General features: G+C 69.1%; 25 protein-coding genes. 17 read left to right on the top strand and 8 right to left on the bottom strand.

The window, feature by feature from the left end:
- Nucleotides 1-2: 2 nt before the first annotated feature.
- The 8 genes from hscB to uvrB form a co-directional block, all read right to left on the bottom strand.
- Complete coding sequence (gene hscB, locus VJ693_RS12815; protein WP_324154648.1) at nucleotides 3-521, bottom strand: Fe-S protein assembly co-chaperone HscB; 519 nt, start codon at nucleotides 519-521, stop codon at nucleotides 3-5.
- A 10-nt stretch (nucleotides 522-531) separates the two neighbouring features.
- Nucleotides 532-1,014 (bottom strand): GNAT family N-acetyltransferase, encoded by a 483-nt coding sequence (locus VJ693_RS12810; RefSeq protein ID WP_324154647.1) that lies wholly within the window; start codon nucleotides 1,012-1,014, stop codon nucleotides 532-534.
- A gap of 82 nt (nucleotides 1,015-1,096) precedes the next feature.
- Entirely contained in the window at nucleotides 1,097-1,420 is a 324-nt protein-coding gene (gene iscA, locus VJ693_RS12805; RefSeq protein ID WP_324154645.1) for an iron-sulfur cluster assembly protein IscA, read from the bottom strand.
- 4 nt (nucleotides 1,421-1,424) lie between these two features.
- A complete protein-coding gene (iscU, locus tag VJ693_RS12800; RefSeq protein WP_324154643.1) occupies nucleotides 1,425-1,856 on the bottom strand; it encodes a Fe-S cluster assembly scaffold IscU in 432 nt (143 codons plus the stop codon).
- Between the two features lie 34 nt (nucleotides 1,857-1,890).
- Nucleotides 1,891-3,114, bottom strand: coding sequence for an IscS subfamily cysteine desulfurase (locus tag VJ693_RS12795; RefSeq protein ID WP_324154642.1), 1,224 nt, complete (start codon nucleotides 3,112-3,114; stop codon nucleotides 1,891-1,893).
- 29 nt (nucleotides 3,115-3,143) lie between these two features.
- Nucleotides 3,144-3,677, bottom strand: coding sequence for a Fe-S cluster assembly transcriptional regulator IscR (gene iscR, locus VJ693_RS12790; protein WP_324154640.1), 534 nt, complete (start codon nucleotides 3,675-3,677; stop codon nucleotides 3,144-3,146).
- 138 nt (nucleotides 3,678-3,815) lie between these two features.
- Entirely contained in the window at nucleotides 3,816-4,310 is a 495-nt protein-coding gene (locus VJ693_RS12785) for a low molecular weight protein-tyrosine-phosphatase (protein WP_324154638.1), read from the bottom strand.
- Nucleotides 4,307-6,436, bottom strand: a complete 2,130-nt coding sequence (gene uvrB, locus VJ693_RS12780) for an excinuclease ABC subunit UvrB (protein WP_324154636.1) — start codon at nucleotides 6,434-6,436, stop codon at nucleotides 4,307-4,309. Before uvrB ends, VJ693_RS12785 begins: the two co-directional genes overlap by 4 nt.
- Nucleotides 6,437-6,588: 152 nt before the next feature.
- Between uvrB and VJ693_RS12775 the strand changes: the two genes are divergently transcribed.
- The 17 genes from VJ693_RS12775 to VJ693_RS12695 all read left to right on the top strand — a co-directional run bounded on the left by VJ693_RS12775 (nucleotide 6,589) and on the right by VJ693_RS12695 (nucleotide 21,865).
- Nucleotides 6,589-7,785 carry an amino acid aminotransferase gene (locus VJ693_RS12775; protein ID WP_324154634.1) on the top strand — a complete coding sequence of 399 codons (1,197 nt, stop codon included), beginning with the start codon at nucleotides 6,589-6,591 and terminating at the stop codon, nucleotides 7,783-7,785.
- Nucleotides 7,786-7,881: 96 nt separating this feature from the next.
- Complete coding sequence (locus VJ693_RS12770; RefSeq protein ID WP_414652272.1) at nucleotides 7,882-8,286, top strand: VOC family protein; 405 nt, start codon at nucleotides 7,882-7,884, stop codon at nucleotides 8,284-8,286.
- Nucleotides 8,283-9,296 carry a questin oxidase family protein gene (locus tag VJ693_RS12765; RefSeq protein WP_324154631.1) on the top strand — a complete coding sequence of 338 codons (1,014 nt, stop codon included), beginning with the start codon at nucleotides 8,283-8,285 and terminating at the stop codon, nucleotides 9,294-9,296. The genes VJ693_RS12770 and VJ693_RS12765 overlap by 4 nt, the downstream gene beginning before the upstream one ends.
- Nucleotides 9,293-10,558 (top strand): MFS transporter, encoded by a 1,266-nt coding sequence (locus VJ693_RS12760; RefSeq protein WP_324154630.1) that lies wholly within the window; start codon nucleotides 9,293-9,295, stop codon nucleotides 10,556-10,558. The genes VJ693_RS12765 and VJ693_RS12760 overlap by 4 nt, the downstream gene beginning before the upstream one ends.
- On the top strand, nucleotides 10,555-11,184 hold the full coding sequence (locus VJ693_RS12755) for a metalloregulator ArsR/SmtB family transcription factor (RefSeq protein WP_324154629.1): 630 nt from the start codon (nucleotides 10,555-10,557) through the stop codon (nucleotides 11,182-11,184). The genes VJ693_RS12760 and VJ693_RS12755 overlap by 4 nt, the downstream gene beginning before the upstream one ends.
- A 210-nt stretch (nucleotides 11,185-11,394) precedes the next feature.
- Nucleotides 11,395-12,702 carry a polyhydroxyalkanoate depolymerase gene (locus VJ693_RS12750; RefSeq protein WP_324154627.1) on the top strand — a complete coding sequence of 436 codons (1,308 nt, stop codon included), beginning with the start codon at nucleotides 11,395-11,397 and terminating at the stop codon, nucleotides 12,700-12,702.
- Between the two features lie 71 nt (nucleotides 12,703-12,773).
- Nucleotides 12,774-13,544 carry a substrate-binding periplasmic protein gene (locus tag VJ693_RS12745; RefSeq protein WP_324154625.1) on the top strand — a complete coding sequence of 257 codons (771 nt, stop codon included), beginning with the start codon at nucleotides 12,774-12,776 and terminating at the stop codon, nucleotides 13,542-13,544.
- A gap of 31 nt (nucleotides 13,545-13,575) precedes the next feature.
- Nucleotides 13,576-14,931 (top strand): GGDEF domain-containing protein, encoded by a 1,356-nt coding sequence (locus tag VJ693_RS12740; RefSeq protein WP_324154624.1) that lies wholly within the window; start codon nucleotides 13,576-13,578, stop codon nucleotides 14,929-14,931.
- A gap of 21 nt (nucleotides 14,932-14,952) precedes the next feature.
- A complete protein-coding gene (locus VJ693_RS12735) occupies nucleotides 14,953-15,690 on the top strand; it encodes a transporter substrate-binding domain-containing protein (protein ID WP_324154622.1) in 738 nt (245 codons plus the stop codon).
- A gap of 25 nt (nucleotides 15,691-15,715) precedes the next feature.
- Nucleotides 15,716-16,447 (top strand): electron transport complex subunit RsxB, encoded by a 732-nt coding sequence (rsxB, locus tag VJ693_RS12730; protein WP_324154620.1) that lies wholly within the window; start codon nucleotides 15,716-15,718, stop codon nucleotides 16,445-16,447.
- Nucleotides 16,444-17,082: an endonuclease III gene (gene nth, locus VJ693_RS12725; protein WP_324154619.1), complete on the top strand. Its 639-nt coding sequence runs from the start codon at nucleotides 16,444-16,446 to the stop codon at nucleotides 17,080-17,082. Before rsxB ends, nth begins: the two co-directional genes overlap by 4 nt.
- Complete coding sequence (locus tag VJ693_RS12720) at nucleotides 17,082-17,954, top strand: cobalamin-binding protein (protein WP_324154617.1); 873 nt, start codon at nucleotides 17,082-17,084, stop codon at nucleotides 17,952-17,954. Before nth ends, VJ693_RS12720 begins: the two co-directional genes overlap by 1 nt.
- 133 nt (nucleotides 17,955-18,087) lie before the next feature.
- Entirely contained in the window at nucleotides 18,088-18,528 is a 441-nt protein-coding gene (locus tag VJ693_RS12715; RefSeq protein WP_324154616.1) for a hypothetical protein, read from the top strand.
- Nucleotides 18,529-18,535: 7 nt separating this feature from the next.
- On the top strand, nucleotides 18,536-18,955 hold the full coding sequence (locus VJ693_RS12710) for a hypothetical protein (protein ID WP_324154615.1): 420 nt from the start codon (nucleotides 18,536-18,538) through the stop codon (nucleotides 18,953-18,955).
- A gap of 45 nt (nucleotides 18,956-19,000) precedes the next feature.
- A complete protein-coding gene (locus VJ693_RS12705; protein ID WP_324154613.1) occupies nucleotides 19,001-20,008 on the top strand; it encodes a D-2-hydroxyacid dehydrogenase family protein in 1,008 nt (335 codons plus the stop codon).
- On the top strand, nucleotides 20,005-21,246 hold the full coding sequence (locus VJ693_RS12700; RefSeq protein ID WP_324154612.1) for an MFS transporter: 1,242 nt from the start codon (nucleotides 20,005-20,007) through the stop codon (nucleotides 21,244-21,246). The genes VJ693_RS12705 and VJ693_RS12700 overlap by 4 nt, the downstream gene beginning before the upstream one ends.
- Nucleotides 21,236-21,865 carry a chromate transporter gene (locus VJ693_RS12695; protein ID WP_324154611.1) on the top strand — a complete coding sequence of 210 codons (630 nt, stop codon included), beginning with the start codon at nucleotides 21,236-21,238 and terminating at the stop codon, nucleotides 21,863-21,865. The genes VJ693_RS12700 and VJ693_RS12695 overlap by 11 nt, the downstream gene beginning before the upstream one ends.
- The last annotated feature ends 29 nt before the right edge of the window (nucleotides 21,866-21,894 follow it).

Here is a 21,894-nt window from a genome sequence, read left to right as displayed (position 1 = left end):
CGTCAAACGTCGAAGGTTTCGAGCCGGCGATCCACGTCGGCGCGGAATTTGCGAAGGAACATCAGCGCGCGAACGCGCTGGGCAGCGCCCTCGGCGTCGTGACGCTCGTCGAGGGCATAGGCCACCTCGTCCAGCAGCTCGGCTTCCCGCACGGCGACGATGTCGTCCAGCGCCTGCACAGCCGCCTCGCCCTCGGCCTCGTCCAGCGCCTCGCGCCAGTGCATCTGCTGGGCCAGGAAGCTGGCCGGCATCGCCGTGTTGCGTTCGGCGTTGATCGGTGCGCCGCGCAGTTCGCACAGGTAGGCGGCGCGGGCGATCGGATCCTTCAGGCGCTGGTGGGCCTCGTTGACGCGCACCGCCCACTGCATCGCCACGCGCTGCGCGGCCGCGCCTTCGGCGCTGAAACGATCGGGGTGAACCTTGGCCTGCAGCGCCCGCCAGCGGGCATCCAGTTCGGCGCGGTCGAGCCTGAATGCCTGCGGCAGGTCGAACAGCGTGAAGTCGTCGTCGTCGATCTTCATGGTGCGTTGCTCACAGGCGCTTTTCGTAGAACAAGGACAGCCCGTTGTCCGGATAGCCGCAGAACGGGCCGCGCGGTGCATAGCCGGCGCGTTCGTAAAGGCGCACCGCCTCGTGCTGGTCGCGCCCGGTTTCGAGCAGCGCCAGCGCCACACCGTCGGCACGCAGGCGCGCCTCCAGCGTGTCGAGCAGGCGCTGGGCGACCCGTTGGCCGCGTGCCGCGGGGGCCACGAACATGCGCTTGACCTCGCCGTAGGCCTGGCCGGCCGTCTCGGGCCCACCAGACATTCGGCGGGTGGCGCCACAACCGACCAGGTCGCCGGCGCGCTCGGCCACGAGGAAGTCGACCTCCGGCGCCAGCAGCGCCTGCACGTCGAGAATGTGGTTAGCCTCGGGCTCGTAGAGCGACGCCAGGTAGGCGTCGAGCTCGGCCAGCATGGTTCGCACCTTCGGGTGGTCCGGGCGCTCAGGGCGGATCAGGATCTCGGCGGTCATGGTCGGCTGCGACATGAAAAGGGCGCGGCCCCATGCAGCGCCGCGCCCGGTCAGAGGTGATGATTGTCGGCGAAACCGCCGCTCAGACCCGGAACGACTCGCCACACCCGCAGCGGTCTTTCTCGCGCGGGTTGTGAAACTTGAAGCCTTCGTTGAGGCCCTCACGGACGAAATCCAGTTCGGTGCCGTCGATGTAAGGCAGGCTCTTCGGGTCGACCAGCACCTTGACGCCATGGCCCTCGAAGATCACATCTTCGGGCGCCACCTCATCGGCGTACTCGAGCTTGTAGGCCAGGCCCGAGCAGCCGGTGGTCTTGACGCCCAGGCGCACGCCCACCCCCTTGCCACGGCGGGCCAGGTAGCGGGTCACATGGCGTGCCGCGGCTTCGGTCAGCGTGACGGCCATCGGTTCAGTTCGCCTGCGCCGTGGTCGCCGCCTGATTGGCCGCAGCCGGCTCGGCTTCGTGGCGCGAGCGGTAGTCGTTCACGGCGGCCTTGATCGCATCCTCGGCCAGGATCGAGCAGTGGATCTTCACCGGAGGCAGCGCGAGCTCTTCGGCGATCTGGGTGTTCTTGATCGTCAGCGCCTGATCCAGCGTCTTGCCCTTGACCCATTCGGTCACGAGCGAACTCGACGCGATGGCCGAGCCGCAACCGTAGGTCTTGAAGCGCGCATCCTGGATCAGGCCGGTGGCGGGGTCGACCTTGATCTGCAGCTTCATCACATCGCCGCAGGCGGGTGCACCGACCATGCCGGTGCCAACCGTCTCGTCGCCCTTGTCGAAGTTGCCGACGTTGCGCGGATTCTCGTAGTGGTCGATGACCTTCTGGCTGTAAGACATCTGGGTACTCCTCAGTGCTCGCGGGCGTCGCAGTTCAGTGCGCCGCCCATTGGATGGCGGAGATATCGACGCCGTCGCGGTACATGTCCCACAGCGGAGACAGTTCGCGCAACTTCGCGACGCGATCTTTCAGCGTTGCGATGGCGTAGTCGATCTCTTCCTCGGTCGTGAAGCGGCCGATCGTGATGCGCAGGCTGGAATGAGCCAGTTCGTCGCTGCGGCCCAAGGCGCGCAGGACATAACTCGGCTCCAGGCTGGCAGAGGTGCAGGCCGAACCGGACGATACGGCCAAGCCCTTGACACCCATGATCAGCGACTCGCCCTCGACGTAGTTGAACGAGATGTTCAGGTTGTGCGGCACCCGCTGCGTCAGGTGGCCATTGATGAAGGTCTGCTCGATGCCCGACAGGCCCTCGACGAGCCGGTCGTGCAGCGCACGGATGCGAGGCAGCTCCTGCACCATCTCCTCGTGCGCAATGCGAAAGGCCTCGCCCATGCCGACGATCTGGTGCGTGGGCAAGGTGCCGGAGCGCAGGCCACGCTCGTGGCCGCCGCCATGCATCTGCGCCTCGAGGCGAACACGCGGCTTGCGGCGCACGTACAGCGCGCCGATGCCCTTGGGCCCGTAGGTCTTGTGCGAGGCCAGGCTCATCAGGTCGACCGGCAGCTTGGCCATGTCGATCTCGACCTTGCCGGTGGCCTGCGCGGCGTCGACGTGGAAGATCACGCCGCGCTCGCGGCAGAGCTTGCCGAGCGCGGTGATGTCCTGGATGACGCCGATCTCGTTGTTCACGAACATCACCGAGGCCAGCACCGTGTCGGGCCGGATCGCGGCCTTGAAGGCTTCGAAATCGACGAGGCCGTCCGGCTGCACATCGAGGTAGGTGGCCTCGAAGCCCTGGCGCTCGAGCTCGCGCACCGTGTCGAGCACCGCCTTGTGCTCGGTCTTCACGGTGATCAGGTGCTTGCCCTTGCTCTCGGCATAGAAGTGCGCCGCGCCCTTGATGGCGAGGTTGTTCGACTCGGTGGCACCCGACGTCCAGACGATCTCGCGCGGGTCGGCATTGATCAGCGCCGCCACCTGGCCGCGCGCCTTCTCGACCGCCTCTTCCGCCTCCCAGCCCCAGGCGTGGCTGCGAGACGCCGGGTTGCCGAAATGCTCGCGCAGCCACGGAACCATCGCGTCCACCACGCGGCCGTCGACCGGCGTCGTCGCGCCGTAGTCCATGTAGATCGGGAAGTGCGGGGTCATGTCCATGGCGAAAAGGCGTCTGGCTCTGCTTTGGCTTACTTCGAAAAGGCGTTGCCCAGGGCGAACACCGAATTCGGCGCGGTGATCTTGATGGGCTTGACAACCGGCTGGCTCGAGATGGCGCGCTTGATCGGCGCCTCTTCGATCGACACGCCCTTGGCGAGCTGGTCGTCGACCAGCTTGCGCAGCGTGATCGAATCGAGGAACTCGATCATCTTGGTGTTCAGGCTGGCCCACAGCTCGTGCGTCATGCAGCGGCCGGTGTCGTCACCCATGCAGTTTTCCTTGCCGCCGCAGCCGGTGGCATCGATGGGCTCGTCGACCGCGACGATGATGTCGGCGACGCTGATCTCCTCGGCCTTGCGGCCCAGCGAGTAGCCGCCTCCGGGGCCGCGGGTGCTTTCCACCAACTCGTGGCGGCGCAGCTTCCCGAACAGTTGCTCGAGGTAGGACAACGAAATCTGCTGGCGCTGGCTGATGGCCGCCAGCGCCACCGGCCCGTTGTTCGAGCGAAGCGCCAGATCGATCATGGCGGTGACCGCAAAGCGGCCTTTGGTGGTCAATCGCATGGAGTGCTCCCGTCGATTCAGAGGGAAAGGCAGCCCGCAGCGAACTGCCGACCTGCCCTGGATCACCCGCTCGCTGCCATGGATGGGTTTACCCTTGGCAGAGTCCGAGTGTTTTGCTGGAGTATAGCAGAGGTTGACTTATCTTGTCGTGTATCCAAACAGGCGGTGCAACAAGCCGTCACAACCGGCCTCGACCAGGTCCAGCACCTGCTCGAAGCCGGCGGCTGCCCCGTAATACGGGTCCGGCACGTCAAGGCCTTCGCGACCGGGCGCGAAATCCAGCAGCCGTGCCAGGCGGGCCGTGTGGTTTGTGGGCGCCTGCCCCTGCAGGTCGCGAAGATGGCCCTCGTCCATCGCCAGCAGCCAGTCGAAGTGCTGGAAGTCACCATCATGAACCTGCCGGGCCCGCAATGTCGACAGGTCGTAGCCACGACGTCGCGCATGCGCCTGCGCGCGGCGGTCGGGGGGGTCGCCGACGTGGTAATCCGACACTCCGGCCGAATCGACCACCAGCCGCTCGACAAGCCCGGCCGCCATCGCCTTGGCGCGCAGCACCGCTTCGGCAGTAGGCGAGCGGCAGATGTTGCCGGTGCAGACCATCAGCACGCGGACGGGCTTCTCGCCTGAAGTCATGCGGCCCGCCCGGCCCCGCTGACAAGGGGAACCACGTTGGCATCGTGCGCCCCGCCGGCACCGAAGGCCTGCTCGCGCAGCAGTGCGAGCTGGTCGCGCACCCGGGCGGCCTTCTCGAATTCGAGGTTCTTCGCAAACTCGAGCATCTGCCGCTCGAGCGCCTTGATGCGCTTGCCGAGGTCCTTCTCGCTCATCGTCTCGATCTCGGCCGCCTGCTGCGCCAGTCGCAGATCGTCCTTGCCCGACTTCTCGGCCGCCACGCCGTCGATCATCTCCCTGACTTGCTTGCGGATGCCACGCGGCACGATGCCGTGCTCGGCATTGAACGCAACCTGCTTGGCGCGCCGGCGCTCGGTCTCGTCGATCGCTTTCTTCATCGAATCAGTGATCCGGTCGGCGTAGAGGATCGCGCGGCCGTTCACGTTGCGCGCGGCGCGGCCGATGGTCTGCACCAGGCTGCGCTCCGCGCGCAGGAAGCCTTCCTTGTCGGCGTCCAGGATGGCGACCAGGCTCACCTCGGGGATGTCCAGCCCCTCGCGCAGCAGGTTGATGCCCACCAGCACGTCGAAGGTGCCCAGCCGTAGGTCGCGGAGAATCTCGACACGCTCGACGGTATCGATGTCCGAATGCAGGTACCGCACCTTGACGCCGTTGTCCGACAGGTAGTCGGTGAGCTGCTCGGCCATGCGCTTGGTCAGCGTGGTGATCAGCACGCGCTCGCCGTTGTCGATCGTGATGCGAATCTCCTGCAACACGTCGTCGACCTGGTGGGTCGCCGGGCGTACCTCGACGAGCGGGTCGACCAGGCCGGTCGGCCGCACCAGTTGCTCGACCACTTGGCCGGCGTGCTGCTGCTCGTAGGCCGCGGGCGTGGCCGAGACGAAGATCGCCTGGCGCATCTTGCGCTCGAACTCCTCGAACTTCAGCGGCCGGTTGTCCAGCGCGCTTGGCAGGCGGAACCCGTAGTCGACCAGCACGGTCTTGCGCGCCCGGTCGCCGTTGAACATGCCGCCGAACTGGCCGATCAGCACATGGCTCTCGTCGAGGAACATCAGTGCGTCCTTGGGCAGGTAGTCGACCATGGTCGGCGGCGGGTCGCCCGGCGCCGCGCCCGACAGGTGGCGGGTGTAGTTCTCGATGCCCTTGCAATGGCCGACCTCCTGCAGCATCTCGAGGTCGAAGCGGGTGCGCTGTTCCAGGCGCTGCGCTTCGACGAGCTTGCCCTCCTTGACGAAGAAGTCCAGCCGCTCGCGCAGCTCGGCCTTGATCGTCTCGATGGCGGCCAGCACACGGTCGCGCGGCGTCACGTAGTGGCTCGACGGGTAGATCGTGAAGCGCGGCACCTTCTGCCGGATGCGGCCGGTCAGCGGATCCAGCAGGCTCAAGGATTCGACCTCGTCGTCGAACAGCTCGATGCGCACCGCGAGCTCCGAGTGCTCGGCCGGGAAGACATCGATCGTGTCGCCGCGCACGCGAAACGAGCCCCGCGAGAAATCGGTCTCGTTGCGCGTGTACTGCATGCGGATCAGTTGCGCGATCACGTCGCGCTGGCCGATCTTGTCGCCCACACGCACGATGAAGCGCATCTGCGTGTAGTCCTCGGGCTTGCCGATGCCGTAGATCGCGCTGACAGAGGCGACGATCACCGTGTCGCGCCGCTCGAGCACGCTCTTGGTGGCGCTCAGGCGCATCTGCTCGATGTGCTCGTTGATCGACGAGTCCTTCTCGATGAAGAGGTCGCGCTGAGGCACGTAGGCCTCGGGCTGGTAGTAGTCGTAGTAGCTGACGAAGTACTCGACGGCGTTCTTCGGGAAGAACTCTCGAAACTCGGAATACAGCTGCGCCGCCAGCGTCTTGTTCGGCGCGAAGACGATCGCCGGCCGGCCCAGGCGCGCAATCACGTTGGCCATCGTGAAGGTCTTGCCCGACCCGGTGACGCCCAGCAGCGTCTGGTACGCCAGGCCGTCGTTGACACCCTCGACGAGTTGCTCGATCGCAGTCGGCTGATCGCCAGCTGGCGGGTACGGCATGAAAAGCTGGAACGGCGAATCGGGGAAGCTGACGAATTCGCCCTGCGGCGCCTCTTGGGCATCGGCTTCCGGCATCACCTCAGAAATATCCGGCATGGGGTTATCCCTGGTCGAACGACTAAAATCGGCCGCGCTGCCGGGGGCCCCGACCCACGCGAAGAACCTGGCAGCTTAAAGCCTGCGCGGTTCCCTTGCCTACCCAGGCCCCTGCCTCCTCCTGCCACCGTCCCTTCAGGAAGCTTTCAGCGATGTCCATGTTTGCCGCCGTCGAAATGGCCCCCCGTGATCCGATCCTGGGCCTGAACGAGCAGTTCAATGCCGACCCCAACCCCGCCAAGGTCAACCTGGGTGTCGGCGTCTACACCGACGAGAACGGCAAGCTCCCGCTGCTGGCCTGCGTGAAGGCCGCCGAGGCCCAGCTGGTCGAGGCCGCTCGCGCCCGAGGCTACCTGCCGATCGACGGCATCGCCGCCTACGACAAGGCCGTGCAGGGCCTGGTGTTCGGCGAAGGCAGCCCGCTGCTCGCCGCCGGCCGTGTGGCCACCGTGCAGGCCCTGGGGGGCACCGGCGGTCTGAAGGTGGGTGCCGATTTCCTGAAGAAGGTCAACCCGGGCGCCAAGGTGCTGATCAGCGACCCGAGCTGGGAGAACCACCGCGCCTTGTTCACCAACGCCGGCTTCACCGTCGAGACCTACCCCTACTACGACGCCGCCAAGCAGGGCGTCGACTTCGACGGCATGCTGGCCGCCCTGAACGCCGCGCCGGCCGGCACGATCGTCGTGCTGCACGCCTGTTGCCACAACCCGACCGGCTACGACATCAGCACCGCCCAGTGGGACGCGGTGATCGAAGCGGTCAAGGCGCGCAAGCTCGTGGCCTTCCTCGACATGGCCTACCAGGGCTTCGGCGACGGCATCGCCGAAGATGGCGCGGTTGTCGGCCGCTTCGCCGCCTCGGGCGTCGACTTCTTCGTCTCGACCTCGTTCTCGAAGAGTTTCTCGCTCTATGGCGAGCGCGTCGGCGCGCTGTCGGTGGTCTGCGAGAGCAAGGAAGAAGCGGCGCGCGTGTTGTCGCAGCTGAAGATCGTGATCCGCACCAACTACTCGAACCCGCCGACGCACGGCGCCCAGGTGGTGGCCACCGTGCTGACCACGCCGGCGCTGCGCGCGCAGTGGGAGCAGGAGCTGGCCGGCATGCGCAACCGCATCAAGGCCATGCGGGGCGCGCTGGTGGAGAAGCTCAAGGCCGCCGGTGTGAAGCAGGACCTCGGCTTCATCACCACCCAGCGCGGCATGTTCAGCTACTCGGGCCTGACCAAGCCGCAGATGGAGCGGCTGCGCAGCGAGTTCGGTGTCTACGGCGTCGATTCGGGCCGCATCTGCGTGGCGGCGCTGAACGACAAGAACATCGGCTACGTGGCGGAGTGCATCGCGAAGGTGCTCTGACCCGGCGCACCGGTGACGCAGTCCCAGGGCCGCAAGGCCCTTTTCGTTCCGGTGTTTATAAACTATTTGTTTATGAATGGCGGCATCATGCGCGCCATGCTTGCTCACCTTCGCATTGCCCGCCCCGTCCCCGACCTCGATCGCAGCGCAGATCTCTACACCCGCGGGCTCGGCCTTCAAGTGCTGGGCCGATTCGAAAACCATGGGGGTTTCGACGGCGTGATGCTCGGCCAACCCGGCGGCGCGTGGCACTTCGAGTTCACGCATTCGCGCGCCCACGCGATCACGCCGACGCCCACACCGGAAGACCTGGCCGTCCTGTACCTGCCCGACCCCCCTGAGTGGCACGCCACCTGCCAACGCATGCTCACTGCGGGCTTCCGCGCCGTGGCCTCGTTCAACCCGTACTGGGACCAGCACGGCCGCAGCTTCGAGGACCCGGACGGCTACCGCGTGGTGCTGCAGAACGCCGACTGGCACAACGCCGCCGAGACACCATGACGGCCGGTGCCATGCCGATGGGCCGTGCAGAGCTTCACGGGGCACTCGACGCGAGCCTCGCCTATGCCGCAACCTACCCTGCCGGTGGGATGCGGCTGTCGAATCACCTGCCAATGGTGCTGACCGCGCTGTGGCATCTCGGCGCACCAGCCGATGCGCTCCATGCACCGCTGCGGCGCGCCGAAGAGCGGCTGGAACGCCTCACCCCCGACCGCTCGGAGGCGCGAGTTGCGAGCGAACTGTCGGCCAGGATCAGCCGCAGCGGCGTGCCCGATGTGTTGATGGAAGAACTGCCGGAGTTGCTCCTTGCCGCTGAAACCGCCGCGTTTCACGGCCTCATCCGTCTCGCTTATGCCCTGGCGGCGGATCACCAGCGTGAAATCGCCCAGGCGTTGGCAGCGTGGCGAACGACGCTCGTGCGCCTGGGCCCGCCCATGGACGCGCGACCGGCCGGGAATCACCCGAGCATCGCAAGCGCCCTCGGCGCGCTGCGCCAGCGCCCGGGCCTGGCCTTCGGGCCGCGCAGCGGCACGACCATCACGGCCGACATGCAAGCCTGCGTCGCGCTGCCGGGCTTTGACGCCGCAGTTGCGGGCGCGGATGCACCAACCGACACAGCGCTGACGCCCGATGCATTGGCCGAAGCGTCGCTGGCCGTCTACCTGGCAAGCCGCGATTTCACGGCGCTACACCTGGTCACCGCCTGTCATGCCTGGCGCCAGGTCGAGCCGCTGGCGCATTTCGACGCGGACCGGGCCCGCATCGCACGCCGCGGCCTGTGGCGTGCCTGGCTCGCCGCCTGGCTGTCGATCGGTAGGCCGAAACCGGACTTCGACGCAGTGCATGCAGGAGGGGCCACTGAGATCCTGTGGGAAGCAGCCTTGCCTGGATTGGCCGCCTCCCCGGATGAGCATCGGATCAAGCTCGCATGGACCGCGCTGGACGAATGGCGGCATCGGGGATGGCCAGGGTATGCCGGGGCGCTGCCGGCGCCCAGGACGCAACCATGACCGGCAACGGCGGTTCCTGGCGCCTGCTCGTTGCCGTCTGCGCCGTGACGCTGCTGTGCACGATCGGCGTCGCGATGCCCTACCCGATCCTGGCGCCGATCTTCGTCGATGGGCCGGCCGACGGCTTCACGCACTTTGCCGGCATGCCACCGGAATGGCTGCTGGGTGTCGCGCTGGCAGCCAACCCGGCCGGCATCTTGCTCGGCAGCCTGGTGCTGGGGCCGCTGTCGGATCGGCTCGGCCGCCGGCGCGTGCTGATGGCCACGCTGCTGGCCTGTGCGCTGGGCTACCTGCTGACCGCTGCCGCGCTGCAAGCGAGGCTGTACCTGCTGTTCGTCGCCGCGCGCTTCGCGGTCGGGCTGACCGAGGGCAACATCGCGGTCGCCCGCGCCTTGCTGGCCGACCACTACGCCGAAGCGATGCGCGTCAAGGCCTTTGCGTGGCTCAACGCCTTCCAGTATGGCGGCTGGCTGCTCGGGCCGCTGATCGGCGGCCTGCTGCTGCGCTGGGGCGAAGCGGTGCCTTTCGCCTTGGCGGCCGGCGCGATGCTGCCTTGCCTCGGGCTGGTGATGATCGGCGTGCCGGCCGGCGCGCCACCGCATGCCAAGGCGGCAGCGGGCGCCGAGGAGCGCCATCGGCCGATGACCGGATCGACGCTCGCTCCGCTGATGCACGACCCGGCGCTGCAGCGGCTGTTCGCGCTGCAAATGGCCTACATGTGCGGCGTGACCGCGCTGTACGAGTACGCGCCGCTGTGGTGCGTCACCGAGGCCGGCATTGGCCCGGCAGGCATCGCCTGGATCACCGCGGTGCAGTGTGCGGCGATGGTGGCCGGCACGGCGCTCGCGAGCCGCTTGCCGGCGCTCGACCACCCCTTGCGAACGACTGCGCTGGCGGCCCTTGCAGGCGCTGCCGGCCTCGCGCTGCTGGTCGTCGTGCCGGCCACGCCGGGCCTGGTGACGATCGTCGCGCTGGGCGTGCCCCTGGCCGTGTACAACGCCTTCATGCCGGCCTGGGTCTCGTCGCGCTTCGCCCGGCACGGCCAGGGCCGGGTGATGGGCCTGCTGACGACGATCTTCTGCTTCGCCAACGTGCTGGTCGCGCTGGCCGGCGGGCTGCTGTCGCTGTGGTCGGTGCGGGGCGTGATGGCCCTCGGTGCGCTGTGCGCCGGCACGGCGGGCTGGGCGCTGTGGCACTGGGCGCGGCGCGAGGCCGCGGCCGACGGCGCCGCGGTGGCGACCGAACCCGCCCTGACGCGATGACAAGCACCGCCGACCGCCTGCTCTACCAGCTCAAGAGCCGCGGGCCGCAAAACGCCGCCACGCTGGCCGGCGCCTGCGCGATCACGCCGATGGGCGCGCACAAACAGCTCCAGGCGCTGGCCGCGCAGGGCCTGGTCGCCTTCCACGACGAAGCCCAGGGCGTGGGCCGCCCGCGCCGCATCTGGACGCTGACCGACGCAGGCCACGGCCGGTTCCCCGACCGCCATGGCGACCTCGCCGTCCAATTGCTGCGCCACGCCGCCGAGCGGCTGGGCCCCAAGGCACTGGACACGCTGATCGCCGCCCGCGAAGCCGAGGCCGAAGCGCTGTACGCGGGCCGGCTGGCCGGCCTGGCCAACCTGGGCCAGCGGGTGCAGGCGCTGGCCGCCTTGCGCAGCGAAGAGGGCTACATGGCGCGCGCGCTGCCGGCCGACGATGGCGGCTGGCTGCTCGTCGAAGACCACTGCCCGATCTGCGCCGCCGCAACGCAATGCCAGGGCTTCTGCCGCTCCGAGTTGGCGATCTTCCAGCGCTGCCTCGGCCCCGGGGCCAGCGTCGAGCGCACCGAACACCTGCTGGCCGGCGCGCGCCGCTGTGCCTACCGCATCCGGCCGCGCTCGCCGTGAACTGATGACCCAGCGCGCCCCTTTTCGGTGCTTGGCGCACCCTGGCGCGGCGTTCTAATGCGGGTGAATGCCGATCGTGAATCCACTCATGCAGGCGTGGATGTTGCGATGCACAATCCTGTATGAAAACGTTTGTGTCAGCCGTTCAGTCGGGCCGGCGCACCATGGCCGCTGCCTCTCCCCGCCTGCACTGTCCCCGGAGTCTCCTCAATGCTGTACCAGCTCTATGAAACCCAACGTGCGCTGATGGCGCCGTTCGCCGAGTTCGCGAGCGCCTCGGCCAAGCTGTACAGCCACCCGCTGTCGCCCTTCACCCACACCCCGATGTCGCAGCGCGTGGCCGCCGGCCTCGACCTGATGCACCGCCTGGCCAAAGACTACGAAAAGCCCGAATTCGGCATCAAGTCGGTGAAGGTCGACAACGTCGACGTGGCCGTGCAGGAGCAGGTCGCGATCGAGAAGCCGTTCTGCCGGCTCATCCGCTTCAAGCGCTTCACCGACGACGCCCGCGCGCTCGCCGACATGAAGTCTCAGCCCACGGTCCTGGTCGTCGCGCCGCTGTCGGGCCACCACAGCACGCTGCTGCGCGACACGGTCAAGAGCCTGCTGCAGGACCACAAGGTCTACATCACCGACTGGACCGACGCCCGCATGGTGCCGGTCGAGGCCGGCCCCTTCCACCTCAATGATTACGTGACCTATGTGCAGGAGTTCATCCGCCACATCGGCCCCGAGGTGAACGTGATCTCGGTGTGCCAGCCGACCGTGCCGGTGCTGGCTGCCGTGTCGTTGCTGGCCAGCAACGGCGAGTTCACACCGCGCACGCTGACGATGATGGGCGGCCCGATCGACGCCCGCAAGTCGCCTACGGCTGTGAACAACCTGGCGATGAACAAGAGTTACTCCTGGTTCGAGAACAACGTCATCTACCGCGTTCCCCCGCATTTTCCGGGCGCCGGGCGCTGGGTCTACCCCGGCTTCCTGCAGCACACCGGCTTCGTGGCGATGAACCCGGACCGGCACCTCTCGTCCCACTACGACTACTTCCTGGATCTGGTGCGCGGCGACGATGACAGCGCCGAGTCGCATCGCCAGTTCTACGACGAGTACAACGCCGTGCTCGACATGCCGGCCGAGTACTACCTGGACACGATCAAGACCGTGTTCCAGGACTTCGCGCTCGTCAACGGCACCTGGGAAGTCGACGGGCAGCTGGTGCGCCCGCAGGACATCACGACCAGCGCGCTGCTGACGGTCGAAGGCGAGCTCGACGACATCTCCGGCGCCGGCCAGACCCGGGCGGCGCACGACCTGTGCACCGGCATCCCGAAGTCGCGCCAGTTCCATTACGACGTCGAAGGCGCCGGCCACTACGGCATCTTCTCGGGCCGTCGCTGGCGCGAGAAGGTGTATCCGCAGATCACGGAGTTCATCGCTCGTTTCAACCGGCCGGCCGAGATCTTCGAGTCGGCCGCGCCGGCCCGCAAGCGCGTGGCCCGCGCGCGCAAGGCGGCCTGACGCCCCCCCGGCGCCGGGGGCCCGTGGCGCCCGGCGCTCAACTCGGCACCGCCGCGGCCGATAAAGGCGGCATGAAGCTTCTCGCCCTCACCGGCCGCATGCTGCGGCCGCTGTGCGCCATGGCGCTGGCCTGGTTCGCCACCGCCGCCTCGGCGGGCGGCGGCCTGCAGGTCGTCACCGAGGAGCTGCCGCCTTACAACATGACCCAGGGCGGCCGGATCACCGGCATGAGCACCGAGGTCGTGCAGGCCGTGCTGAAGGAGGCAGACCTGCAGGCGAGCATCCATTCGATGCCGTGGGCGCGTGCCTACGACACCGCGCTGAACGGCGAGAACGTGCTGATCTACTCCATCACCCGCACGCCGCAGCGAGAGACGCTGTTCAAGTGGGTGGGAATCGTCGCGCCGACCCGCTGGTACCTGTTTGGCCGGCCTGGCGTCGGCGCGTCGATCAGAAGCCTTGACGACGCCCGCAAGTTCCAGATCGCGACGGTGAACGAGGACGCGGGTGAGCAGTACCTCGTCTCCAAGGGTTTCGCCGTCGGCAAGAACCTGCAGTCCAGCAACAAGTACGAGTTCAACTACGAAAAGCTCAAGCTCGGTCGGGTGGATCTGTGGATCGCCAACGAGTTGAATGCGCTGTACCTGATGCGCCAGGCCGGCGACGACCCCGAGCGACAGTTCGTGCGCGTGCTCGAGCTGCCCGACTTGGCCAGCGACGGCGGCCTGCACCTGGCCGCGAGCCGCAAGACGCCCGATGCCACCGTCGAGCGCCTGCGCAAGGCGCTGGAAACGGTGCGCCACAACGGCAGCTACGAGGCGATCCGGCGCCACTGGCAATGAACCGGCAGCGCGCACAGACGAAACGCCTGCCGTGAGCGCCACCCCCGAGCTCGAATCGATCTGGCCCGAGGCCGCCGCCGTGGTGCCGCCGCGCGCCAGCTCGCTGGGCCGGCGCATGGTGCTGGCCACGCTGGTCTTCGGCCTGCTGTTCACGCTCTGCGCGGTGGCGGTGCGGACCTGGTCGGCCTGGCAGTCCAACGTCGAGGCGATGAGCGGCGAACTCGCGCTGATCGACCAGGTGTTCCAGCGCACGCTGTCCAAGGCGATCTGGGAAATGGACCGCGACGCGCTGCGCACCCAGCTCGACAGCGCCTCGCAGGTGGCCTCGGTCGGCGCGGTCACGCTGCGCGTGCTGCGCGAGGGCCGTGCGCCCGAGGTGCTGGTGGCCAAGCACCTGGACGTGACCGGGTCGAACCGCGCGCCGTCCATCCACCGCCAGCTGACCTATGAGCCCTACGCCGGCGCGTCGGAGGTCGTCGGCGAACTGACCCTCGTCGGCAATGAGCAGCTTCTGTGGGCCCGGCTGCGTGAAGAAGCCGCCGGCATCGTGCTGACCCAGGCCATCCAGACCCTGCTGCTGGCCGGCCTGGTGATGTGGATGTTCAACCGCTCGGTCACGGTGCACGTGCGCTACATTGCCCGGCACCTGAGCGGGCTCACGCCATCCACGCTGGGCCGGCGTCTGCACCTCACGCGGCGTGGCGGCACCGGCGACGAACTGAGCCTGCTCGAGACCGGCGTCAACGACCTGCAATCCAAGCTGTCGAGCTACCTCGAAAGGCACCAGCAGCACGAGCGCGACCTCGCCTCGCACCGCGACCGCCTGGCCGAGCTGGTCGACGAGCAGACCGCCGAGCTGCGCGCCGCAAACAAGCGGCTGGAGGAGGTGTCGCGCATCGACCCGCTGACCGGCCTGGCCAATCGGCGCCACTTCGACGAGCTGAAGGAAATCGAGTTTCGCCGTGCGCAGCGCACGAGCCAGCCCTTGACGGTGTTGATGTGCGATGTCGACCACTTCAAGCGCTACAACGACCAATACGGCCACGCCCAGGGCGACGCTTGCCTGGTGGCGGTGGCGCAGCTGCTGCGAGACAACTTTGCCCGTGCCGGCGAGCTGGTCGCCCGGGTTGGCGGCGAGGAGTTCGCGGTGCTGCTGCCGGGCGTCGACCTCGCGCAGGCCCGCGTGGCGGCCGAGCGGCTGCAACGCCGCATGCAGGCCCAGGCGATCCCGCATGAGGCCTCCACCTCGGCGCCCCATGTGACGCTGAGCATCGGCCTGGCCCCCTTCGACCCGGCCACCATGGACCGCTTCGACCAGCTCCTGCGGCAAGCCGACCAGGCGCTGTATCGCGCGAAGAGCCAGGGCCGCAATTGCATTGCCGACTGAACGCCTGAACCGGGAGACCGCATGTTCCGACGCCCCTTCGCCTTGCTCGTGCTGACGATGTCTGCCCTGGCGGCCCCGGCCATCCGGGCCGAGCCGATCCAGATCGTCACCGAGGATTCGTCCTACACCTACCTGCAAGGCGGCAAGGTGGCCGGCCCGGCCACCGAGATCGTCGAGGCGACGCTGAAGCGGGCGGGCCTGTCCGATTACCGCATTGCGCTCTACCCCTGGGCGCGGGCCTACGACATGGCGCTGCAGGAGCCCAACACACTGATCTTCCTGATCGCCCGCACGCCGGCGCGCGAGGCGCAGTTCAAGTGGGCGGGCGAGTTCATGCGCATCGAGTACCACCTGTACAAGCTGCGCAGCCGGCACGACGTCACGGTGCGCAATCTCGACGACGCCCGCCAGTACGCCGTCGGCGTGATGCGCGACGACGTGCGCCAGCAATACCTCCAATCGCGCGGCTTCGACAAGCTGGTGGTGTCGGCACGCAATGCCGACAGCCTGCGCATGCTGCTCGAGCGCAAGGTGCATCTGCTGCCGCTGCCCGAGAACGACGTGATCCGCTTCTGCAAGGAGGCCAACGTCGACCCCGCCGCGCTCGAGAAGGTGCTGACGCTCAGCGAGATGACCACCGGCATCTACATGGCCTACAGCCACAGCACGCCCAACGAGACCGTCGCCCGCACGCGCGCCGCGTTCGACCGGCTGAAGGCCGACGGCACGGTCGCCCGCCTGATGAACAGCCGGCCCTGAGTGGGCCGCTGGGGATAATCGGCGGGTGATCCGCCCCGCGCCCACCGACCTTCCTCCCGCCCAGGCCGCGCTGGCCGAGCGCTTGAACGATGCGCTGCCGCAGACGCAGTGCACGCGCTGCGGCTACCCCGACTGCCACGGCTACGCCGCCGCCATCGCCACCGGCGAGGCCGGCATCAACCAATGCCCGCCCGGCGGCGCCGAGGGCATTGCCCGACTGGCGGCGATCGCCAGCTCACCCGTCATGGCGCTGAACCCGGAAAACGGCCACGAAGGGCCGCGCGGCGTGGCCATCATCGACGAGTCCTGGTGCATCGGCTGCACGCTGTGCATCAAGGCCTGCCCGGTCGACTGCATCGTCGGCGCGGCGAAGAAGATGCACACCGTGATCGAGGCCGAGTGCACCGGTTGCGAGCTGTGCCTGCCGGCCTGCCCGGTCGACTGCATCGCGATGGCGCCGGTGACCGGCGAGAGCAGCGGCTGGAGCGCATGGAGCTCGGCTCAGGCCGCCCAGGCGCGCGAGCGCTACGCCTTTCGCCAGCGGCGCCTGGCGCGCGAGAAGCGCGAGAACGACGAGCGCCTGGCCGCCAAGGCGGCCCACAAGCTGGCCGACCTGGCCAACCAGACCCTGCACACCGACCCGGCGGTGATCGAGCGCAAGCGGGCGGTCATCGAGGCCGCGATGGCCCGCGCCCGGGCGCAGCGCGCCGCGGCCGAGCAGAAGGACAAGGACGACCTGGACACGCCGAAAACATGACGCCCGAGCAGATCGAACACATCTTCGCCACGCTGAAGGCGGCCAACCCGCAACCCGAGACCGAGCTCGAGTACACCAATGTGTTCGAGCTGCTGGCCGCGGTGCTGCTTTCGGCCCAGGCCACCGACGTGAGCGTGAACAAGGCCAGCCGCGCGCTGTTCGCCGCCGCGCCCACGCCCCAGGCCATGCTGGCGCTCGGCGTCGACGGGGTCGAGCGCTACATCAAGACCATTGGCCTGTACCGGACCAAGGCGCGCCACCTGGTCGAAGCCTGCCGCATCCTCGTCGAGCAGCACGGCGGCCAGGTGCCGCGCGAGCGCGCGGCGCTCGAAGCGTTGCCCGGCGTCGGTCGCAAGACCGCCAACGTGGTGCTCAACGTGGCCTTCGGCGAGGCGACGATGGCGGTCGACACCCACATCTTCCGCGTCGCCAACCGCACCGGCCTGGGCCCCGGCAAGACGCCGCTGGCCGTCGAGCAGGCGCTGCTCGAGCGGGTGCCCGAGGCCTACCGCGTCGATGCGCACCACTGGCTGATCCTGCACGGGCGCTATGTCTGCCAGGCGCGGCTGCCTCGCTGCGGCATCTGCCGCATCCGGCCTTGGTGCGAATACGATTCGAAAACGGACGCCCGCTGATGCAGCGCTGGCTACGCCTGCTCGCGGCTGCGCTGGCGCTGGCGGCCACTGCGGCCCTGGCCCAGCCGGTCAGCGGCGTCGACGACAGCGGCCGCACGATCCGCCTGGCGCAGCCGGCGCGGCGCGTGATCACCCTCGGGCCGCACCTGACCGAGCAGGTCTTCGCGCTCGGCGCCGGCGCGCAGGTCGTCGGCGTCAGCCGCTTCAGCAACTTCCCCGCCGAGGCGCAGCGTCTGCCGGTCGTCGGTGATGCGGTCGCGATCCACCACGAGCAGATCGCCACCCTCAAGCCCGACCTGATCCTCGTCTGGCGCACCGGCTTTCCCGAGCGCGCCCGCGCGCCGCTGCAGGCGCTGGGGGTGCCGGTGTTCGAAAGCGAGATCCGCTCGGTGGCCGAGCTGGCGCGCAGCCTGCGCACGCTGGGCGTGCTGCTGGGCCGGGCCGAGGCCGGCGAAGCCGAGGCGCGCCGGGTCGAGCAGCAATGGGCGCAGCTGCAGGCCGAGTACGCCAGGCGCAGGCCGGTGCGCGTGTTCTACCAGCTGTGGCACCAGCCGCTCATGACGATCAACCGCGAGCACCTGATCAGCCAGGCGATCAGCGCCTGCGGCGGCGTCAATGTCTTCGGCGAGCTGCCGCCCTTCACCCCCACGGTCAGCTGGGAAGCCGCGGTGCAGCGCAACCCCGAGCTCATCGCGATGGCCGGCGCCGCCAGCGACCACCCCGAGCTCGGCCAGTGGCCGCGCTTCCCGTCGGTGGACGCCGTGCGCCACCAGCGTTTCGCGCTCATCGACGGCGACCTGATCGGCCGCATGGGCCCGCGCTTCGTGCAAGGCGCGCGGGCGCTGTGCGAGGCGATCGACAAGGCGCGCTGAGCCGCGGTCGGCGTCATCCGGCCGTCACGCCTGGAAACAAGCCGGCCCGGACCCGCCTTTTCGGCCCTTCGGCCAGCCCTGCCAGCCGAACAATGACCTCATGTTGCAGGTCGTCACGTCCGAAGAGCAAGGAATGGGTCCCCCCCGCCTGTTCCGCCGTTTCCTCAAGCAGGTGCCTCCGTCGAGCAGCCTGCCGAGCCGTACCGCCGTGCGCCCGCCCGCCATCTGGGGGCAGGCCGAGCCGGTGTGGAAGGCGCTGCTGAACTGGCTGCGCTCCGGCGACGCCCCGGCCGAACGCCGCCTGCACACACTCGACGAGGCGCGCCGCGACTTCGCCAACTCGCTCGCCGACCTGCCCTGCGACGACGCCTGCGACCTGCGCCGCCGCGGCCAGACGGCCCGCTCGCTGCGCGAGCTGTGGCATCTGCGCGCCGAGCTGTACAGCGTCGTGGCTCAGCACCGCAGCCAGGCCGAGGCCGACCGGCGCCTTCGCCTGGTGAACCGCCACTTCCCGACCAGCACCACGCCGACCACCACCGCCACATCGCGGCCGGGCCAGCACCTGGACGTCTGAGGCCCCCATGGCACACGATTTCGACGACACGGCCTTCGACACCGTCATCGACACGGGTTTCGGCCACGGTGGCATGCCGCAGGACCGCGCCGCCCGGCTCGCCGCGCGCCGCGCCTTCGTCGACATGAAGTCGCTGTTCCTGCGCGCCACGGCACCGCTGGAAGACCGCAAGGGCGAATGGCTGCGCCACCAGGTGCGCCTGGCCAACGACCCGATGGACCTGTGGCTGCTGCGCGGCCCGGTGCTGCGCGCGCTGAGCATGGACGACCAGCGCCACCGCGGCATGCGCGCCGAGCTCTACCGCAGCCTCGACAGCATCTTCCCCGAGGCCTTCGGCTTCGACCCCGGCGCCAGCCTGCCGCCGACGATGCCCGCACCGTGGGAAGCGATGGCCGGCGACGGCCGCCACGGCAGCTACATTCGCTGACCGGCGCAGGCCTGAACGGCCGCACCCCCGGTGCAAAATCGGGGCGTGAACATCATCATCCTCGACGACTACCAGGACGCGGTCCGCAAGCTGCGCTGCGCGGCCAAGCTGCACGACCTGAACGCCAAGGTGTTCACCAACACCGTCAAGGGCCTGGGTCAACTCTCCATCCGTTTGCGCGATGCCGAGGTGCTGGTCGCGATCCGCGAGCGCACCCAGTTCAACCGCCAGCTGCTCGAGAAGCTGCCCAAGCTTCGCCTGATCGCCCAGACCGGCCGGGTCGGGCCCCACATCGACATCGACGCCTGCACGCGCCTGGGCATCGCGGTGGCTGAAGGCGTCGGCTCGCCGTATGCGCCGGCCGAGCTGACGTGGGCGCTGATCATGGCCGCGATGCGCCGGCTGCCGCAGTACATCGGCAACCTGAAGCACGGCGCCTGGCAGCAATCGGGCCTGAAATCGGCGTCGATGCCGCCCAATTTCAGCATCGGCATGCAACTGCGCGGCAAGGTGCTGGGGATCTGGGGCTACGGCAAGATCGGCGCGCTGGTGGCCGGCTACGGCCGCGCCTTCGGCATGGACGTGCGCATCTGGGCCAGCGACGAGTCGCGCGAGCGCGCCGCGGCCGATGGGTATGCCGTGTTCGAGTCGCGCGAGCAGGCCTTCGTGCAGAGCGACGTGCTCACCGTCCACCTGCGCCTGTCCGACCGCACGCGCCAGGTCGTCACGCTGAACGACCTGAGCCGCATGAAGCCCACGGCGCTGTTCGTCAACACCTCGCGCGCCGAGCTGGTCGAGGATGCCGCGCTGGTCGCCGCGCTGAACCGCGGCCGGCCCGGCATGGCGGCGGTCGACGTGTTCGAAACCGAACCCATCCTGCAAGGCCACCCGCTGCTGCGGCTGGAGAACGCCGTCTGCACGCCGCACATCGGCTACGTCGAACAGGACAGCTACGAGCTGTACTTCGGCGCCGCGTTCGACAACGTGGTCGCCTTCGTCAACGGCAAGCCTACCAACATCGTGAATCCGGATGCGCTGAGGGTCTTGCGGTGAAGGACGTGGGGGCGGCGGCACGCGCGCCGAGCGCCGGGCCGCCCCAAGCCGGCGCGCATCCCCTCGGCGGCCGAGGGGCGCTGCTCTACGGCAACTTCGTCATCGGCTGCGGTGTGATGGTCGTGGCCGGCTCGTTGAACGACCTGACGCGCTCGCTGGAGATCAGCGTGGCGGTCGGCGGCCAGTTGATCACCGTGGCCGCGGCGGTGATGGCCCTGGGTGCACCGCTGCTGGCGGCCTGGGTCGGCGGCATGGACCGCCGGCGGCTGCTCACGTGGTCGCTCGCCTGGTACGCGCTCGGCCACGCGCTGTGTGCCGCGATGCCCGATTTCACGAGCCTGCTGCCGCTGCGCGCACTGAGCATGCTCGCCGCGGCGGTCTTCACGCCCCAGGCGGCGGCCGCCATCGGCTGGCTGGCGCCGCCCGAGCAGCGCGGCCGCGCGATCACCTTCGTCTTCCTCGGCTGGAGCGTGGCCTCGGTGTTCGGCATGCCGCTGCACGCCTACATCGGCGAGGCCTTCGGCTGGCGCTATGCCTTCGGGCTGGTCGCGCTGCTGGCCGTGGCCGGCGCGGCCTGGGTCTGGCGCGCGCTGCCCGACGGCATCCGCCCCCCGCCCATGGGCCGCGCGGCCTGGAGCGAGGTCTTCACCCACCCGGCGCTGATGGCGATTGTGGCGGTCACGGCCATGTCGGGCGCCGGCCAGTTCACGCTCTTTGCCTACTTCGCGCCCTATTACCGCCAGCAACTGCATGCCGACGCGTCGATGATCAGCTTCCTGTTCGCCTGGTTCGGCGGCTTCGGCCTGATCGGCAACGTGCTGCTGTCTCGCAACGTCGACCGCCTCGGCGCCGGCCGCGCGGCGACCGCCCTGCTGGGCGGCGTGGCGGTGTCGATCGCGCTGTGGCCGCTGGCGCGCAGCCCGGCCGTGATGATGGCGGTGATCCTGCCCTGGGCGCTGGGCTGCTTCGCGTCGAACTCAGCCCAGCAGGCGCGGCTGGGCGCGGCCGCGCCCAAGCTGGCACCGGCGCTGATGGCACTGAACACCTCGGCCATCTACCTCGGCCAGGCGCTCGGCGCGGCCGGCGGCGGCGCGCTGATGGCCGCGAACCAGGCCGCCGGCCGGCCGGACTACGACGGGCTGCACCTGGTTGCGCTCGCCTGGCTGGTCGCGGCCGTGGCCGCGAGCCTGTGGGCCGGCCGGGCGCTGGCCCGCCGGGGCGTGGCCCATGTCCGATGACGCCCTTGCCACGCCGATGGCCGGCCAGCGCAGCCGGCCCACCGGCTGCTGGGATCTCTTCGTCACTTTCAGCCGGCTGGCGCTGCAGGGTTTCGGCGGCGTGCTGCCGATCGCGCAGCGCGAGCTGGTCGAGCGCACCGGCTGGCTGACGGCTGCCGAATTCGCCGAGAGCCTGTCGGTCGGCCAGGTGCTGCCGGGGCCGAACGTGGTCAACCTGTCGCTGATGGTCGGCGACCGCTTCTTCGGACTGCGCGGCGCACTGTCGGCGCTGGCCGGCATGCTGCTGCTGCCGATGGTGCTGGTGCTGCTGCTGGCCACGCTCTACCGCGGGGTCGCGGACGTGCCGGCCGTCGCCGGCGCGGTGCGCGGCATGGGGGCGGTGGCCGCCGGCCTGGTGCTGGCGATGGCCTTGAAGCTGCTGCCCACGCTGCAGCGCAACCCCTTGGGCCGGTCGCTGTGGGCGCCGATCGCGCTGGTCTGTGCGATGGCCATGGCCTGGTGGCGCTGGCCGCTGCTGGCGGTGATCCTGGGGCTGGGCGGCGCGAGTTGCCTGCTGGCGTGGTGGCGGCTGGGCCGCCCGGCACCCGCCGCGGGCGCCGATGTCGACGCCGAGGCGTGACCGCCGTGGCCGACCTGATCGCCCTGTTC

The sequence above is a fragment of the Ideonella sp. genome, from assembly GCF_035254525.1.
Lineage (GTDB): Bacteria > Pseudomonadota > Gammaproteobacteria > Burkholderiales > Burkholderiaceae_C > Ideonella.
The sequence above is the reverse complement of the archived record's forward strand: the minus strand, read 5'-3'. Positions and strand labels throughout refer to the sequence as shown.